Origin of the sequence: Streptococcus sp. oral taxon 431 (assembly GCF_001553685.1) — a bacterium.
GTDB lineage: Bacteria > Bacillota > Bacilli > Lactobacillales > Streptococcaceae > Streptococcus.
Genome location: NZ_CP014264.1, coordinates 1,872,928 through 1,890,250, shown reverse-complemented (window position 1 = coordinate 1,890,250; position 17,323 = coordinate 1,872,928). Strand labels below are relative to the sequence as shown.

Sequence of the window (17,323 nt, the reverse complement as noted above, 5' to 3'; positions counted from 1 at the left end):
TTGTATGGGCTGTGGACTTAAGTAATTTAGAAAGGATACCTATGTCACTCTTTTTAACCTCGATTACGAGTATCATTCCGATTATCGCTATTATTGTTTTGGGGTATATTCTTCAGGTGAAGGGATGGTTTGGAGATGCCTTTGGGCCTAACCTATCTCGTTTGATCATGAATGTAGCCTTGCCAGCGTCAATCTTTGTGTCGGTGATGAAATACCTAACACTAGATAAACTAATCAGTCTTTCTGGAGGTCTCCTTTATACATTTGTGGCCTTTATCTTGGGCTATATCGTAGCTTATATTGCAGTTATGGTTTTCAAGGTTCGTCCAGGACGGCGAGGAACCATGATTAATACTTTTGTGAATGCCAATACTATTTTTATTGGTTTACCTTTAAACGTTGCTCTTTTTGGGGATCAGGCTCTTCCTTATTTCTTAATTTACTATATCACTAACACGATTTCCACCTGGACATTGGGCGTGTATTTGATGACGAGTGACAGTAAATCGGGTCAAAGCAAGGAGACAAGTAAATTTGACTGGAAGAAATTGCTACCAGCTCCGCTTGTAGGTTTTCTTGTGGCTCTGCTATTTTTGATTCTCCGAATCTCTATTCCAGATTTCGCAACGAATACCTTAACCTATGTTGGAAATATCGTAACTCCCTTATCTCTGATTTATATTGGTATCGTTCTTGCAAAGGCAGGCTTGAAAACTATTACTTTTGATAAAGATACAATTGTCACTTTAGTTGGACGCTTTATCCTAGCTCCTCTAATCATGCTTCTTGTATTGAAGTTCTTTGCGCCAAATATGGCGACAGTAGAATTTAAGACCTTTATGATTCAGTCCGCTACACCAGCTTTAGCTGTTCTTCCGATCCTTGCTAATCAGGGAAAAGGAGATGTGGAATTCTCTACGAATGTGGTGACTCTAAGTACGGTTTTATTTATCGTTGTTATTCCAATATTACAAACTTTATTAGGATAAGAAGGAAGAGGATAGGATTGAAAGTTTTGCATTAAGAAATTGCACTATTATAGATACATCTATTCCTATTTCTTGAAATCAAAATCGGCATAAACTCTTCGGACGTTTCCTATCAAGCGCTTTTGAGCTGTCCTAAAAGCCAAACTTTTCAAACTAGGATTGAAAAAAGCTTGTCAAGCATCACAATTTAGTAAACGTTCTTCGAAAGAATGACTATACTTACAAAGAGCACCTTTCGGGGTGTTCTTTTTTTGTACGTTCTTACTAAATTGGCGCAATTGACGCAGTTGTTGTGACTTTAGTCGCTTACAAATGTAGCTGCAAACTGATGAAGTCAGTTGCCTCAAAAGGTTCATCAACACCATACTATCAACGTTTCGAAACACTTCATGGTTCACATCATGTGGTGTTTTTTTGATGATTTTTAGCAAAATTTACACCACTTTTTACACCACAAGTCTTTGTTTTATACAATTTCTTCCTAGTATAAGTTTAGTATGATATAATTAGGGTGAGAACAATCGAAAGGTGTTATAAATGAAAATAGGAAAAATAATTAAAAGAACTGAAGATATTGTTTATATCGGTAATAATGATGGAAGCTTTCAAAAGTCTGCTATTGAAAATTGTGAATTCGAGCCCAAAATCGGGGATATTGTTCATATCTATGAGGGTCTAGTTGTAAAACTTGAAGCTAAAAATGCTGCTTTTACTTATAAACCGAAGCATAAGATAACTAGTATTGTAGATGGGATTGCTAGAATACAGCTGAATACAGGAAATGAGCTGACTATTTCGATTCGTGAGTTGAATTTTCAACCTAAATTGAATGAATTAGTTGAGATTTATCAGGATGCTGATGAAATGATTGTTCTACGATCGAAAGAAAAAGGCATCAACTGGCTGTTGCTCTTGTCATGTTCCTTAATTCCTATAGTGCTGACTAGTTTTATGTTCTTTTTTAATCATAAGAAGCAAGATGCAGAAGCAGTGAATACCCCTACATCTGAACAGCTCTCTACTACTAGTAGTACGACAACGACTAGTACAACAACCACTAGTTTAACGACTACTCAAGATAGTACTACGACTACGGAGGAAAAACCTTCGACGCAAGAAGAGCAAACGAATGCTGAATCACAAAAAATAGATGAGCAAGCTATTCTAAATGGTGATTTCTCTACTCTAGTTGGAACATGGAGAAATGGGCTTGGACAAGAATTTACATTCGATAGAAGTGGATTAGTAAACAGTGGAAATATTGAAAAAATGAACATAGGTAATGATGGAAGTATTAACTTTAGTGTTAGAACTGGTAATACAGGATTTGGTATGATTATTTATCCTGCGGGGACTACTATGAAGTGGGTTGATTCTGATCCAAGTAAAAATAGGCTTATTGCTGGTCAAGTTGCTCCAGCTAGTTCAGAACAAGTCTTTTATAGAGTGGACTAAATGATTAACCATCTCATCAAATTTGAGGTGGTTTTCTTCTTTATTTGTAAGTCATTATCATTTTATGAAGATGAAGCAGGTAGGGTTTAAAAATAGCTTCCATAAGCGTTCCAGCTTGTTTAGCAAGATGTTGGAATTTATGAGGACCTTGCTGGATATTATTTTTGTTCATAGTATGTTGTGTTATAATGTAGATACGATATGAAAAAATAAAGATATCTTTTTAAATCCTGTAAATGTTACTTTGTGTAAATATGAGTAAATTTGAATCTAGAGAACGATAGGAAATGTTTTATAATGATAAGTTTAGAGCTGATGTCTGAAGAAAATAGTATAGATATCTATTCTTTTGAAAAAGAAAATCGGGAGTATTTTGAGCGGAATTTACCTCCTAGACCAGCTACCTATTTTGATTCAGAAGGTTTTAAAGAAATTACAAGGGAATTGTTAAGAGAACAAGAGAATCATGATGTCTACATGCATCTTATTAGAGATGCACAAGGTACTATGGTCGGAAGAATCAATTTAAGTGTTTTAGGGAAGGATAGAAAAACAGCAGAACTTGGATATAGGATTGGAGAAAATGTTACTAATTTAGGTTATGCAAGTGAAGCGGTTAAACTCGTTTTAGACAAGGCCTTTACTACTTATGGTTTACATAAGATTATCGCAGGGACGGCAACGGACAATCTGGCCTCTCAGAGAGTGCTTTTAAAAAATGGTTTCACCTTTAGTAAAATCATAGAAAATGACTTTCAAATGCATAACGAGTGGATTCATACGGCAGTATTTGAGATAAGGAATCTATAGCATCATCATTACCAGTCGTTTGCCAAAACTCAACATTCCCAGTAGACATTCGTCTACTTTTTTTATATAATAAAACTAAACCAAAATGGTTGAATCTCAAAAATAGAGTTAACCTAGGATGAAACATCACACTAGGAGGGAAGTCATGTACCAACCAGAAAAACTAAAGGCTCGGAGAAAAGAGCTAAAGCTAACACAGAAGGAAATTGCAGAGCAGCTTGGCATTAGTTTTCAGGCTTATTCGGCTTGGGAGCGTGGAGTCAAGGAGCCTTCTAAAGAGAAGGTTTCACAACTAGAAGAGATTTTAAAAGTACCAAAAGGTTATTTCACCCAAATTGAGATTGTTCGTATCTATAATAGCCTCTCTAGCCAAGGGAAAGAAAAGGTGGTAGTCTATGCTCGCAACCTGGTTCAAGAAGAACAAGCAAAGAAGGTAACGGCCATGCCAGAAAAACTTTTCGAGTATCATGTCTACGAACGTATGTCAGCCGGTATCGGAGCTTCAGTTTATGATGATCGCAACTTTGATACGGTTTACTTTAATGAGGAACTAGCTCACGATTTTGCTTCCTGGGTCTCTGGAGATTCTATGGAACCCAAATATCAAAATGGTTCAGTAGCTTTGATTCGTGAGACCGGATTTGATTATGACGGTGCTGTCTATGCAGTGGTTTGCAATAACCAGACCTATATCAAACGGGTCTATCGAGAAGAGGATGGCTTGCGTCTGGTTTCCATCAATCCTAAATACAAGGATATTTTCATTTCTTATGAGGAAGATCCGCGGATTGTAGGCATTATCGTGGGCAATTTCGTACCCATGGAGGGATAAGTCTATGGGCTACTTTGATTATTCCAGAGAGCCCAAAAGTGATATTGCCTTTGTCGATATGAAGTCCTTTTATGCCAGTGTTGAGTGTGTGGAAAGAGGACTCCATCCCCTCAAAACCTCCCTTTGTGTCATGAGTCGGGCGGATAATTCTGTTGGGCTTATTCTTGCCTCCTCGCCTATGTTTAAAAAGGTCTTTGGGAAAGCAAATGTAGGTCGTGCTTATGACCTGCCTTTTGATATTAAGACGCGCAAATTTTCCTACTACAATGCTAAGAAACAAGGCTTACGGACAGACTCAGCCTATGTGAGATTTATCGAAGACTGGGCTCGGGTGACCGTCATTGTCCCTCCTCGGATGGATAAGTATATCGCAGTTAATATGAAAATCCAACGAATCTTTCAGAACTATGGCGGTCCAGATGATATTTATCCTTATTCAATTGATGAAGGCTTTATTGATCTAACCAGTTCGCTCAATTATTTTGTTCCGGACCAGCAGATTTCTCGTAAAGATAAGCTGGACATGCTTTCGGCTCGTATCCAGAGAGATATCTGGCGACAGACCGGGATTTACTCGACGGTCGGCATGTCGAATGCCAATCCTCTGCTTGCTAAGTTGGCTTTGGATAATGAAGCCAAGCACACACCGACTATGCGAGCCAATTGGTCTTACCAGGATGTGGAAGATAAGGTCTGGTCTATTCCAAAGATGACTGACTTTTGGGGGATTGGACGTCGAATGGAGAAGCGCTTGAACGCCTTAGGAATTCATTCGATTAAGGAATTGGCTAATAGCAATCCGGATGTCCTGAAGAAGGAACTTGGCCAAGCTGGACTTCGCTTGTGGTTTCATGCCAATGGAATAGACGAGAGTAATGTTCACAAGCCCTATAAAGCCAAATCTCACGGCTTAGGCAATTCGCAAATTTTACCGAGAGACTATGTCAAGCAACGAGACATCGAAATTATCCTTCGAGAGATGGCTGAGCAGGTGGCTATCAGGCTTCGACGGGCCAGAAAGAAGACGACAGTTGTGTCTATTCATCTTGGATTTTCTAAGCAGGAACAAAAACGCTCCATCCATACCCAGATGAAGATTGAGCCGACCAATAATACCGGTCTTTTAGTCAGTTATGTACTGAAATTATTCCATAGCAAATATACTTCTGGAGCTGTCAGAAGCGTTGCCGTTAGTTATTCAGGATTTGTGGACGAGTCCTTTGCTTTAATTTCCCTTTTTGATGATGTTGACAAGCTAGAAAAAGAAGAAAGGCTCCAGACCGCCATTGATTCGATTCGAGAGCAATTTGGCTTTACTTCTCTCTTGAAGGCGACTGCTTTAGAGGATGCCTCGAGAAGTATTGCAAGAAGTAAGCTGATCGGAGGGCACTCTGCTGGAGGATTAGATGGACTAAAATGATTGATCGCTCTTATTTGCCCTTCCAATCCGCGAGGGATTATCAGGATCCAGGCATGCAGAAGTGGATGGGCTTTTTTCTATCGGAGCATACGAGTTCACTCATTGCAGAAAACAATCGTGTCGATTTATCAACAGATTTGAATTCAGTCGAGAAGTTGTTGCTACTTTCCCAGCTCTACGTCGGACGACTAAAAGGCTCTTTTGTGGTCAAGGAGAAAAATCATAAAAGCACGATAATCGGTGAAGTAAGAGCATTATCCCCCGAAGAAATCTCTATTAGAACGGATGAGGGCTATCGATTAATAAGGGTAGATGATATTCTCACAATCCAACTTTGTCAGGAGGAAGTTTATGACTAGAAAAGAACTTTATGAAAATAAACTACAGATGGACTATTTTTCAGATGACTACATCCGCTTTGAAGAAGATTTCCAAAAATACTCTGCCATGAATGTACCTCTGACTTTTCTGATTGACGACATTCTGCGAACCATGGCTATCAACCAAAAGGACTACTTTGTCTTGAACAAGGAAAATGCCAAGGATGGCAGAGATCATTATTATTATTTTGAGATAGATTGTCGCGTAGGATGTAGAAGTTTTCACTATAAAAAGCATGTGAATAGATAATTTGAACGCTACGACAGATGAAGCCTATATTTATTTTGAAAATAAATTATCCAGTGAATTAGCACCCCTAACAGAGAGTGCTAAAACATCATAAATTCATCAAGTGATTTGAAAATTTTGAGAATAACGGAAAAAACGTTAAAAATGTTTGATCAGTAGATAAATATATCGATGACTATATTTTTTATCATAATTGTAAAATAAAAATTTCTGAAAATTTTTTATGGATCTGAAATTTTTCTCCACAAGAATACAAAGACTAGTAGATTTAAGAATGTATAGACCCTGAAAGTTAAATTTTTCGGGGGTATAGTACGGAGAAATTCCTCCCTCTCAAAGCCTCTCTTTTGTCATGAGTTGTGTGATCTATCCTTAGATATCAAGAAATGCAAATCTTATGAACTATAATGCCAAGAAATAAGGTTTGTCAACAGATCCAAAATTTATCTAAGATTGGTTCCGAGTACTTGTGCTTGTTCTTTTTGGCAATTGCAGTCAATATGGTGGAAATTTAGACCATTTAATGCAGAATAGAGAATCCGATTTGTCATCAAAAAAACATCATTTTCTTAGTTCTTGTCATAGATTTGTAATGAAAATGTACTTTCTTTGTAAAAATCAAAATGCTATAATTCTCTAAACAATTTTCCTTGCACAGGGAGGTTATTATGAAAAAATATAGATGGTTAAAGAAAAGTTTCTTGGCGCGTATCCTTGGATTGCTGATGGTATTTCTCTTCTTATCAGCATTCACAGCACCTGAAAAACCAGACTATGGTATCTACGATCCGAATCACTATTTGACAGAGGACGCTATCACACAAATTCGTGATTTGAATGAAGCTAATAGTAAAAAGGCAGAAAAGCTCCAAATAGGTGTCTATATCGTAGATAGTCTGGAAGGAGAAAGCATTGAAACGGTGGCTAATGAAACTGCCAGGGCTTGGAAGATTGGCTATTCAGGAGATAATTTTGGAAGTCTCATTGTAGTAGCTGTTCAAGACCGTAAATCGAGAATTGAAACCAGTAATAACACCGCCATTAGAATAACGGACTATCAAACCAAGCAGATTTTGGCAGCCAGCCGTACAGATTTCAAAACTGGTGACTATGGTAAAGGAATTCTAGCGATTGCCAAAGGCTTGGACAATCAGTTTTATAGAGGAAGTGGAACATTTCCATCTGATGAATCCTCTAAAATCAAACGTTATTCTGATAGCATCAGTGGGAAAAAATCGAGTCGCAATAGTAGCTCGTCTAGTCATCGTAAGAACAGTGACCCTATGGACAATGTGTTTGGAGTAGGGATAATCATTTATTTCATTATCGTATTTATAGCCATTATTAGAGGAGGCGGCGGTGGCCGAGGAGGAGATTCCTCTGACGGAGGATGGTGGTTTAGTGACTCATCCGATTCGGATTCATCTTGGTCAGACTCAGGTTCAGATTCTTCTGGTGGCTGGGACGGCGGAGGCTTTGATGGCGGTGGCTCATCCGATGATTGGTAATGTTAGTATAAAATTTAAGGAAATAAGTAGGTTTAGATATGAAAAATAAAGGAATCATTTATGTATTGAGCATTTTACTAGCCATTATCTTGCTGGGAGGTTGCTCGGTTGTAGGTACTTATAACGGTCTTGTCTCCGAACAGACCAAGGTAGAACAAGCTCAAGCAAATGTAGCGACAGCCCTCCAACGTCGTTCAGACTTGATTGGAAATCTGGTAGAGTCTGTAAAGGGACAAATGAACCATGAAACAGAGGTCTTCGCCCAGATTGCAGAAGCACGTGCAAAAATTGGGAATGGCTCTGTTACTTCAAAGGAAAACCAAGAGGCTCAAAGTGAGTTGAGTTCAGCTATTTCACGCCTACTTGTATTGACAGAGAACTATCCTGAGCTTAAGAGCAATCAAAATGTGGAACAACTCATGACGGAGTTGGCTGGAAGCGAAAATCGTATTTTTGTAGCCCGCAAGGATTACAACCAGGCAGCAACTGACTACAATCAAAAATTAAGAAGCTTTCCAACTGTTCTCTTTGCTAATATGATGAACTTTAAAGAAGCAGAAACCTTCAAAGAAAGCGAAGAAGCCAAGACAGCTCCAAAGGTTGACTTTAGTACTTCTACATCAAAACAGTAGACTGGCCGTTTATTTCTAAGAATTGCAAGATCTGGAAACTACTTTCCAGGTCTTTTTGCTATAATAAAAATAGGAAACCATTCTGGAGGTGATGAGATGGAGAAGTTGCTACAATTGTTGATTTTAGTGCCCTATTTTTTCTTTTTTAGTTGGCAAAGGAAGGCACGACCAGGAAGAAAACACTTTTCACTCCTTTACTATTTTTACTGGATTTATTTACCTCTCATGGCCTTGTTTAGTCTAGCTTTCACTCTTTTTTCGCTAATCTTATTTAATTTTATTTTACTAGAACCCAAGGATTTAGCTAGGTGGTTGATATGGATAGTTTTAGTCTTTTTATCCTTACTCAATGACTGGATAGTTTATACTTGTCTAAAGTTTATGAAAAAACTGAAGTTGGAAAAGAATAAGGCTAATCTTCCTTGAGAGAACTGAGGAAATTATTGCCTAATAACTGAAGGATGCTTCGTTTCTCAATGCGGAGTTAAGTAGAAGTTTAAATTAGGGAAAAATGAAACTAAGAGTAGGAATTTTAAGAGGAACTAATCTCGATGATTAGCCCTTTTTTGCCCTAAGGGAAAACGGAATATTTCTTGAAAAAATTGGGCAAATATGCTACAATAAAAAGAACATTCTAAAATATTCAGAATTTAAAGTAAGGAAAAAAATGGCAAATTTACTAAAAACAATCATCGAAAATGATAAAGGCGAACTCCGTCGCTTGGAAAAGATGGCGGACAAAGTCTTAAGATATGAAGATGAAATGGCTGCGTTAACAGACGAGCAATTGAAAGCAAAAACAGAAGAATTCAAACAACGCTATCAAAATGGTGAGACTCTTGACCAACTTTTGTATGAGGCGTTTGCTGTTGTACGCGAGGGAGCTAAGCGTGTTCTTGGTCTTTTCCCGTATAAGGTTCAGGTTATGGGGGGGATCGTTCTTCACCATGGTGACGTTCCTGAGATGCGTACTGGTGAGGGGAAAACCTTGACAGCGACTATGCCAGTATACCTTAACGCCCTTTCAGGTAAAGGTGTACACGTAGTTACGGTCAATGAGTATCTATCAGAACGTGACGCGACTGAGATGGGTGAGTTGTACTCATGGCTTGGTTTGTCAGTAGGGATTAACTTGGCAGCCAAATCTCCAATGGAGAAAAAAGAAGCTTATGAGTGTGATATCACTTATTCAACAAACTCAGAGATTGGATTTGACTACCTCCGTGATAACATGGTTGTTCGTGCGGAGAATATGGTTCAACGTCCACTCAACTATGCCTTGGTCGATGAGGTTGACTCTATCTTGATTGACGAAGCTCGTACTCCTTTGATCGTTTCAGGAGCCAATGCAGTTGAAACTAGCCAACTCTACCATATGGCAGACCATTTTGTGAAGTCTTTGGATAAGGATGACTATATCATTGATATTCAGTCTAAGACAATTGGTCTATCTGATTCTGGTATTGACAAGGCTGAAAGCTACTTCAAACTAGAAAATCTCTACGATATCGAAAACGTAGCCTTGACTCACTTTATCGACAATGCCCTTCGTGCTAACTACATCATGATTCTTGATATTGACTATGTGGTCAGCGAAGAGCAGGAAATCTTGATTGTCGACCAATTTACAGGTCGTACCATGGAAGGTCGTCGTTATTCTGATGGTTTGCACCAAGCGATTGAAGCCAAAGAAGGTGTGCCAATCCAAGATGAAACCAAGACTTCAGCTTCTATTACCTACCAAAACCTTTTCCGTATGTATAAGAAATTGTCAGGGATGACAGGTACTGGTAAGACTGAGGAAGAAGAATTCCGCGAAATTTACAATATTCGTGTTATTCCTATCCCAACAAACCGTCCGGTTCAACGTATCGACCACTCAGACCTACTCTATGCAAGTATCGAAGCTAAGTTTAAGGCTGTTGTCGAAGATGTAAAAGCTCGCTACCAAAAAGGTCAACCTGTCTTGGTTGGTACGGTTGCAGTTGAAACCAGTGATTATATTTCTAAAAAATTGGTAGCTGCAGGTGTTCCTCACGAAGTATTGAATGCCAAGAACCACTACAAAGAAGCTCAAATCATCATGAATGCTGGCCAACGTGGTGCAGTTACAATCGCGACCAACATGGCCGGTCGTGGTACTGATATTAAGCTTGGTGAAGGTGTTCGTGAACTTGGTGGACTTTGTGTCATTGGTACAGAACGCCATGAAAGTCGTCGTATCGATAACCAGCTTCGTGGACGTTCAGGACGTCAAGGGGACCCAGGGGAGTCACAATTCTACCTTTCTCTGGAAGATGATTTGATGAAACGTTTCGGTTCAGAGCGCTTGAAGGGTGTCTTTGAACGTCTCAATATGTCAGACGAAGCGATCAAATCTCGTATGTTGACACGTCAGGTTGAAGCAGCACAAAAACGTGTTGAAGGAAACAACTACGACACCCGTAAACAAGTCCTTCAATACGATGATGTCATGCGTGAGCAACGTGAGATTATCTACTCACAACGTTACGATGTCATCACTGCTGATCGCGACTTAGCTCCTGAGATTCATGCAATGATTAAACGCACTATTAATCGTGTTGTTGATAATCATGCGCGTGCTAAACAAGATGAAAAACTAGAAGCTATCTTGAATTTTGCAAGATACAACTTGCTTCCAGAAGATTCAATTTCACTTTCAGACCTAGAAGGTTTGTCAGACCAAGCGATCAAAGATGAACTTTACCAACGTGCCTTGAAAGTCTACGATAGTCAAGTTGCTAAGCTTCGTGATGAGGAAGCTGTTAAAGAATTCCAAAAAGTCTTGATTCTACGTGTTGTAGATAACAAGTGGACAGACCATATCGATGCTCTTGATCAGTTGCGTAATGCTGTTGGTCTCCGTGGTTATGCTCAGAATAACCCTGTCGTTGAGTATCAAGCAGAAGGTTTCCGTATGTTTAATGATATGATTGGTTCCATTGAGTTTGATGTGACTCGTTTGATGATGAAAGCACAAATTCATGAACAAGAGCGTCCACAAGCAGAGCGTCATATCAGTACGACCGCTACTCGTAATATCGCTGCGCAACAGGCTGATCTTCCTGCAGATTTGGATCTTAGCCAAGTTAAGCGTAACGACTTGTGCCCATGTGGTTCTGGTAAGAAATTTAAAAACTGTCACGGTAAACGACATTAAGAATGACTAATTTTCAGGCGGATGCCTAGTGAAAAGTGAATTTTCGCTTGGCGTCCGTTTGCTTTATAAGGAGGATGAATCATGGTATTTACAGCCAAAAGCCCTAAAATTAATATTGAAGAAGTTCGTAGTTTGTCTAAATTAGAAGGACAAGCACTTGCCAATAAACAACAACGCGATCAAGAACTTGAAGCGATTATTCGTGGTGAAGATCAACGAATTTTGTTGGTGATTGGTCCGTGTTCGTCTGACAATGAAGAAGCAGTTCTTGAGTATGCCAAGCGTTTGGCAAAATTGCAAGAAGAAGTCAAAAATCGCGTCTTTATGGTGATGCGCGTCTACACTGCTAAACCACGTACTAATGGTGATGGTTATAAGGGCTTGATTCACCAACCAAATGCTAAAGAAGCACCTAGTCTCATCAATGGGATCAAGGCGGTTCGTCACCTGCATTACCGTGTTATTTATGAAACAGGAATGACAACAGCAGATGAGATGTTGTACCCAGAGAACCTTCCTTTGGTAGATGATTTGATTTCTTATATGGCAGTTGGAGCTCGTTCGGTTGAAGACCAGCAACACCGTTTTGTAGCTAGTGGAGCAGATTTTGCGACAGGTTTTAAAAATCCAACCTCAGGAAATCTCAATGTCATGTTCAACGGTATTTATGCAGCGCAAAACAAGCAGAGTTTCCTTTTCCTAGGGAAAGAAGTCGAAACTACTGGAAATCCTTTATCCCATGCCATTCTCCGTGGTGCCCTTAACGAATACGGAAAAAATATTCCTAACTACTACTATGATAATTTGATGGATACCATTGCCCAGTATGAAAAGATGGGCCTTGAAAATCCATTTATCATCATTGATACCAACCATGATAACTCAGGCAAGCAGTATATGGATCAGATTCGCATCGTTCGTCAGACCTTGATTAACCGCGATTGGAATGAAAAGATTAAAAAATATGTTCGTGGTTTCATGATTGAGTCTTATCTAGAAGACGGTCGTCAAAATGAACCAGAGGTCTTTGGGAAATCTATCACCGATCCATGTTTAGGATGGGAAAATACTGAGGCTCTTGTGCGCGAAATCTACCAAAGACTAGGAGAATAATATGGCATTTATTGAAAAAGGTCAAGAAATCGATATTGAAGCGATTAAGGCGGAAACACAGTTATCTGCAAAAGCCTTGCAACATAAGGAAAGCCGTGACCAGGAACTAGCAGACATCCTTTCAGGAAAGGATGACCGAATCTTGTTGGTCATTGGACCTTGTTCGTCTGACAATGAAGAAGCAGTTCTTGAGTATGCTCGCCGTTTGGCAGACTTGCAGAAGAAAGTTGCGGATAAGATTTTCATGGTCATGCGTGTGTACACAGCCAAGCCACGCACCAATGGAGATGGCTACAAGGGTTTGGTTCATCAGCCAGATACTTCTAAAGCACCAAGTTTGATTAATGGTTTGCAGGCTGTACGTCAGCTTCATTATCGAGTGATTACAGAAACTGGATTGACTACAGCAGATGAAATGCTTTATCCATCCAATCTAGTTTTAGTTGACGACTTGGTGAGCTACCATGCCGTGGGTGCGCGTTCAGTAGAAGACCAAGAACACCGTTTTGTAGCTTCAGGGATTGATGCACCAGTGGGGATGAAAAATCCAACCTCAGGAAATCTATCTGTTATGTTTAATGCCATCTATGCTGCACAAAACAAGCAAATATTTCTTTACCATGGACAAGAAGTTGAGACTTCAGGTAATCCCCTGGCCCACGTTATCCTTCGTGGAGCTATGAATGAATATGGGAAGAATGAACCAAACTTCTACTATGAAACTCTCTTAGATACTATCGGCCGTTACGAGTCTATGGGGCTTGAAAATCCCTTTATCATGATTGATACTAACCATGATAATTCAGGCAAGCAATATATGGAGCAAGTTCGAATTGTTCGTCAGGCTCTGCTCAACCGTGACTGGAATGAAAAGATCAAGAAGACAGTTCGAGGTTTCATGATTGAATCTTACTTGGCAGATGGTCGCCAAAATCAACCAGAAATCTTTGGTTGTTCTATTACAGACCCATGTCTAGGATGGGAAAACACAGTAGCCTTGGTAGAAGAAATCTATACTACCTTAACAAAATAAGTGAAAAGGATGGAGTTGGGGGAACCTCAACTCTTTTTGACGAAAATGATAGTTGGACACGGAATCGATATCGAAGCATTAGCTTCCATACAACATGCAGTTAAAAAAAGAGAAGGCTTTGCGCAGCGTGTTTTGACAGACAAGGAATTGAAGCGCTTTGCCAGTCTCAAAGGTCGTAGACAGATTGAGTATTTGGCTGGTCGTTGGTCAGCTAAAGAAGCTTTTTCAAAGGCTATGGGAACGGGTATTGGAAAGCTAGGTTTTCAGGATTTGGAAGTCTTGAACAATGAGAGAGGTGCTCCCTACTTCAGCAAATCCCCGTTTTCAGGAAAAGTGTGGTTATCGATTAGCCATACAGATCAGTTTGTGACAGCTAGTGTTATTTTGGAGGAAAATTATGAAAACTAGTCCACATAGACCAACTAAGGCCCTTATTCATCTAGAAGCAATTCGCTACAATATCCAACAAATGGGAGCGCACATTCCCAAAGATACCCTCAAATGGGCAGTTGTAAAAGCCAATGCCTATGGGCACGGAGCGGTTGCTGTTGCTACGGCTATCCAGGATGACGTTGATGGTTTTTGCGTTTCTAATATCGATGAAGCCATCGAGCTTCGTCAGGCAGGAATTTCTAAGAAGATTCTTATTTTAGGAGTATCTGAGGTTGAATCTCTTTCATTGGCTAAGGATTTTGATATTACCTTGACAGTGGCTGGATTGGAATGGATTCAGAAACTCATAGCCACAGAGTCAGACTTATCAGGTTTAACTGTTCACCTTAAAATTGACTCAGGCATGGGACGAATTGGTTTTAGAAGTGCAAGCGAGGCGGCACAAGCGCAAACTTTACTCAAGGAGCATGGAGCAAATGTTGAGGGAATCTTTACACATTTTGCAACTGCTGATGAAGAGTCGGATAGCTATTTTAAGGAACAGTTAGAGTGTTTCAAGGAAATCCTAGATGGCTTGCAAGAAGTACCAGAATTGGTTCATGCTAGTAACTCCGCAACGACTCTATGGCATGCAGAAACTATTTTCAGTGTTGTTCGCATGGGAGATTCCATGTATGGTCTCAATCCAAGTGGACAAGTTTTGGAATTGCCTTATGAACTAAAACCAGCCTTAACTTTGGAGTCAGCTATTGTTCATGTTAAAACAGTCCCAGCTGGGGTTTGTATGGGTTACGGAGCAACTTATCAAGCAAACGGTGAGCAAGTCATTGCAACGGTACCGATAGGTTATGCAGATGGTTGGACACGAGATATGCAGAATTTCTCAGTTCTGGTAGATGGACAATTGTGCCTCATCGTAGGACGTGTATCCATGGACCAAATCACCATTCGTTTGCCTAAGCTTTATCCATTGGGTACCAAGGTAACCTTGATTGGCTCAAACGGGGACAAGGAGATTACTGCAACAGACGTAGCAGTTTATCGAGGAACCATCAATTATGAGGTGGTTTGTCTCCTCAGTGATCGAGTTCCGAGAGAATATTATTAAAAAACAGAAGGAAAGGAGTGTAGCATGAATTTACACCAACCCTTGCATGTCTTGCCAGGCGTGGGACCTAAATCAGCAGAGAAATATGCCAAACTAGGAATTGAAAATCTGCAAGACCTCTTGCTCTACTTTCCTTTCCGTTATGAAGATTTTAAGACCAAGCAGGTGCTAGAACTAGAAGATGGTGAAAAGGCTGTCCTATCTGGTCAAGTCGTGACTCCTGCTAGTGTTCAGTATTATGGATTTAAGCGTAATCGCCTACGTTTTAGTCTCAAACAGGGAGAAGTTGTGTTTGCGGTTAACTTCTTTAACCAACCCTACCTGGCTGACAAGATTGAACTAGGAGCAACCTTGGCTGTCTTTGGAAAGTGGGATCGTGCTAAAGCTAGTCTCACAGGTATGAAGGTTTTAGCCCAAGTGGAGGATGATCTCCAACCTGTCTATCGTCTCGCACAAGGAGTTAGTCAAGCAGGCCTTGTTAAAGTCATTAAAACCGCCTTTGACCAGGGTCTAGATCTCTTGATAGAGGAAAATATCCCTCAGTCCTTGCTCGATAAATACAAACTCATGTCTCGCTGTCAGGCTGTTCGTGCCATGCATTTTCCTAAGGATTTAGCAGAATACAAACAGGCCCTTCGTCGAATTAAGTTTGAGGAGCTCTTTTATTTCCAAATGCAGTTACAGACCCTCAAATCTGAAAATAAGATTCACGGAAGTGGATTGGTCCTGAATTGGTCCCAGGAAAAACTAACTGCCGTTAAAGAGAAATTGCCTTTTGCCTTAACCCAAGCCCAAGAAAAAAGCCTACAAGAAATTCTAACAGATATGAAGTCGGACCAACACATGAATCGACTCTTACAAGGGGATGTCGGTAGTGGGAAGACAGTGGTTGCGGGTCTAGCGATGTACGCGGCTGTAACGGCTGGTTATCAGGCAGCTCTAATGGTTCCGACAGAGATCCTTGCAGAGCAGCATTTTGAAAGTCTAGAAAGTCTCTTTCCAGATTTGAAACTAGCCCTCCTAACAGGTTCACTAAAAGCTGCAGAAAAACGCACGGTTTTGGAAACGATTGCTAAGGGCGAGGTTGATGTGATCGTCGGTACCCATGCCCTTATACAGGATGGGGTGGAATACGCTCGACTTGGTTTGATTATCATCGATGAACAACACCGATTTGGTGTGGGACAAAGGCGTATTTTACGGGAAAAAGGAGAAAATCCAGATGTCCTTATGATGACGGCAACTCCGATTCCACGGACCTTAGCCATCACAGCTTTTGGAGATATGGATGTTTCCATTATTGACCAGATGCCAGCGGGACGAAAACCGATCGTAACACGCTGGATTAAACATGAACAGTTGCCCCAGGTCTTGACTTGGTTGGAGGGTGAGATTCAGAAAGGTTCACAAGCCTATGTTATTTCTCCCTTGATTGAAGAATCAGAAGCCCTGGATCTTAAAAATGCTATTGCTTTATCGGAAGAATTGACGGCTCATTTTGCAGAAAAAGCAAAAGTTGCTCTCTTACACGGTAAGATGAAGAGTGATGAAAAAGACCAGATTATGCAGGATTTCAAAGAGAGAAATACAGATATTCTGGTTTCGACAACGGTTATCGAGGTCGGGGTCAATGTGCCAAATGCGACAGTCATGATTATCATGGATGCTGACCGTTTCGGACTTAGTCAGCTTCATCAGCTCAGAGGTCGTGTCGGTCGGGGAGACAAGCAGTCCTATGCGGTACTTGTGGCCAATCCCAAAACTGATTCTGGAAAGGATCGCATGCGCATCATGACGGAAACGACCAATGGATTTGTCCTTGCAGAAGAAGATTTGAAAATGCGTGGCTCTGGTGAGATTTTTGGAACCAGACAGTCAGGTCTACCAGAGTTTCAAGTGGCTGATATTATCGAAGATTTTCCTATTCTTGAGGAAGCGCGTAAGGTAGCTGGTTATATCAGCTCCCTTTCTAACTGGCAGGAGGACCCAGAGTGGCATATGATTGCCCTAAATCTAGAAAAGAAAGAACATTTAGATTAAGCTTTCTCTAAGAAAATCTTAAGTTTGCTTTTAGGGTTATTGTCTATACTAGGGTCATCAAAAAGAAACGAGGACTCTCACATGACGATGACAATTAAAGTAAATTACCAAAAAACGTTTCAACAGGAACAAACACCTTCTCATAAATACTAAGTAAAAGAGCGGTAACGAACGCTCTT

General features: G+C 40.2%; 15 protein-coding genes. All 15 read left to right on the top strand.

All coding sequences use genetic code 11. From position 1 onward, the window contains the following. Positions 1-41: 41 nt before the first annotated feature. The gene (locus AXE83_RS08880) at positions 42-989 is read left to right on the top strand and encodes an AEC family transporter (protein WP_060956181.1); all 948 of its coding nucleotides are present in this window, start codon (positions 42-44) and stop codon (positions 987-989) included. 537 nt (positions 990-1,526) lie between these two features. Then, entirely contained in the window at positions 1,527-2,444 is a 918-nt protein-coding gene (locus tag AXE83_RS11450) for a DUF6287 domain-containing protein (RefSeq protein ID WP_223299858.1), read from the top strand. Positions 2,445-2,741: 297 nt separating this feature from the next. Beyond that, the gene (locus AXE83_RS08870) at positions 2,742-3,254 is read left to right on the top strand and encodes a GNAT family N-acetyltransferase (RefSeq protein ID WP_060956180.1); all 513 of its coding nucleotides are present in this window, start codon (positions 2,742-2,744) and stop codon (positions 3,252-3,254) included. A 145-nt stretch (positions 3,255-3,399) separates the two neighbouring features. After that, positions 3,400-4,086: an XRE family transcriptional regulator gene (locus AXE83_RS08865; RefSeq protein WP_060956179.1), complete on the top strand. Its 687-nt coding sequence runs from the start codon at positions 3,400-3,402 to the stop codon at positions 4,084-4,086. 4 nt (positions 4,087-4,090) lie between these two features. Then, a complete protein-coding gene (locus tag AXE83_RS08860) occupies positions 4,091-5,506 on the top strand; it encodes a Y-family DNA polymerase (protein ID WP_060956178.1) in 1,416 nt (471 codons plus the stop codon). Further along, a complete protein-coding gene (locus AXE83_RS08855) occupies positions 5,503-5,865 on the top strand; it encodes a hypothetical protein (protein ID WP_060956177.1) in 363 nt (120 codons plus the stop codon). Before AXE83_RS08860 ends, AXE83_RS08855 begins: the two co-directional genes overlap by 4 nt. After that, complete coding sequence (locus AXE83_RS08850) at positions 5,858-6,136, top strand: DUF5960 family protein (protein ID WP_060956176.1); 279 nt, start codon at positions 5,858-5,860, stop codon at positions 6,134-6,136. Before AXE83_RS08855 ends, AXE83_RS08850 begins: the two co-directional genes overlap by 8 nt. A gap of 668 nt (positions 6,137-6,804) precedes the next feature. Further along, the gene (locus AXE83_RS08845) at positions 6,805-7,644 is read left to right on the top strand and encodes a TPM domain-containing protein (RefSeq protein WP_060956175.1); all 840 of its coding nucleotides are present in this window, start codon (positions 6,805-6,807) and stop codon (positions 7,642-7,644) included. 38 nt (positions 7,645-7,682) lie between these two features. Further along, positions 7,683-8,276, top strand: a complete 594-nt coding sequence (locus AXE83_RS08840; RefSeq protein ID WP_060956174.1) for a LemA family protein — start codon at positions 7,683-7,685, stop codon at positions 8,274-8,276. A 667-nt stretch (positions 8,277-8,943) separates the two neighbouring features. Continuing rightward, entirely contained in the window at positions 8,944-11,457 is a 2,514-nt protein-coding gene (gene secA, locus AXE83_RS08830; RefSeq protein ID WP_060956173.1) for a preprotein translocase subunit SecA, read from the top strand. An 81-nt stretch (positions 11,458-11,538) separates the two neighbouring features. Continuing rightward, positions 11,539-12,570 carry a 3-deoxy-7-phosphoheptulonate synthase gene (locus AXE83_RS08825; protein ID WP_060956172.1) on the top strand — a complete coding sequence of 344 codons (1,032 nt, stop codon included), beginning with the start codon at positions 11,539-11,541 and terminating at the stop codon, positions 12,568-12,570. Between the two features lies 1 nt (position 12,571). Continuing rightward, positions 12,572-13,603, top strand: coding sequence for a 3-deoxy-7-phosphoheptulonate synthase (locus AXE83_RS08820; protein WP_060956171.1), 1,032 nt, complete (start codon positions 12,572-12,574; stop codon positions 13,601-13,603). 45 nt (positions 13,604-13,648) lie between these two features. Further along, a complete protein-coding gene (acpS, locus tag AXE83_RS08815) occupies positions 13,649-14,011 on the top strand; it encodes a holo-ACP synthase (RefSeq protein ID WP_060956400.1) in 363 nt (120 codons plus the stop codon). Then, on the top strand, positions 14,001-15,104 hold the full coding sequence (alr, locus tag AXE83_RS08810) for an alanine racemase (protein ID WP_060956170.1): 1,104 nt from the start codon (positions 14,001-14,003) through the stop codon (positions 15,102-15,104). Before acpS ends, alr begins: the two co-directional genes overlap by 11 nt. Positions 15,105-15,128: 24 nt before the next feature. Then, on the top strand, positions 15,129-17,144 hold the full coding sequence (recG, locus tag AXE83_RS08805; protein ID WP_060956169.1) for an ATP-dependent DNA helicase RecG: 2,016 nt from the start codon (positions 15,129-15,131) through the stop codon (positions 17,142-17,144). Positions 17,145-17,323 lie beyond the last annotated feature (179 nt).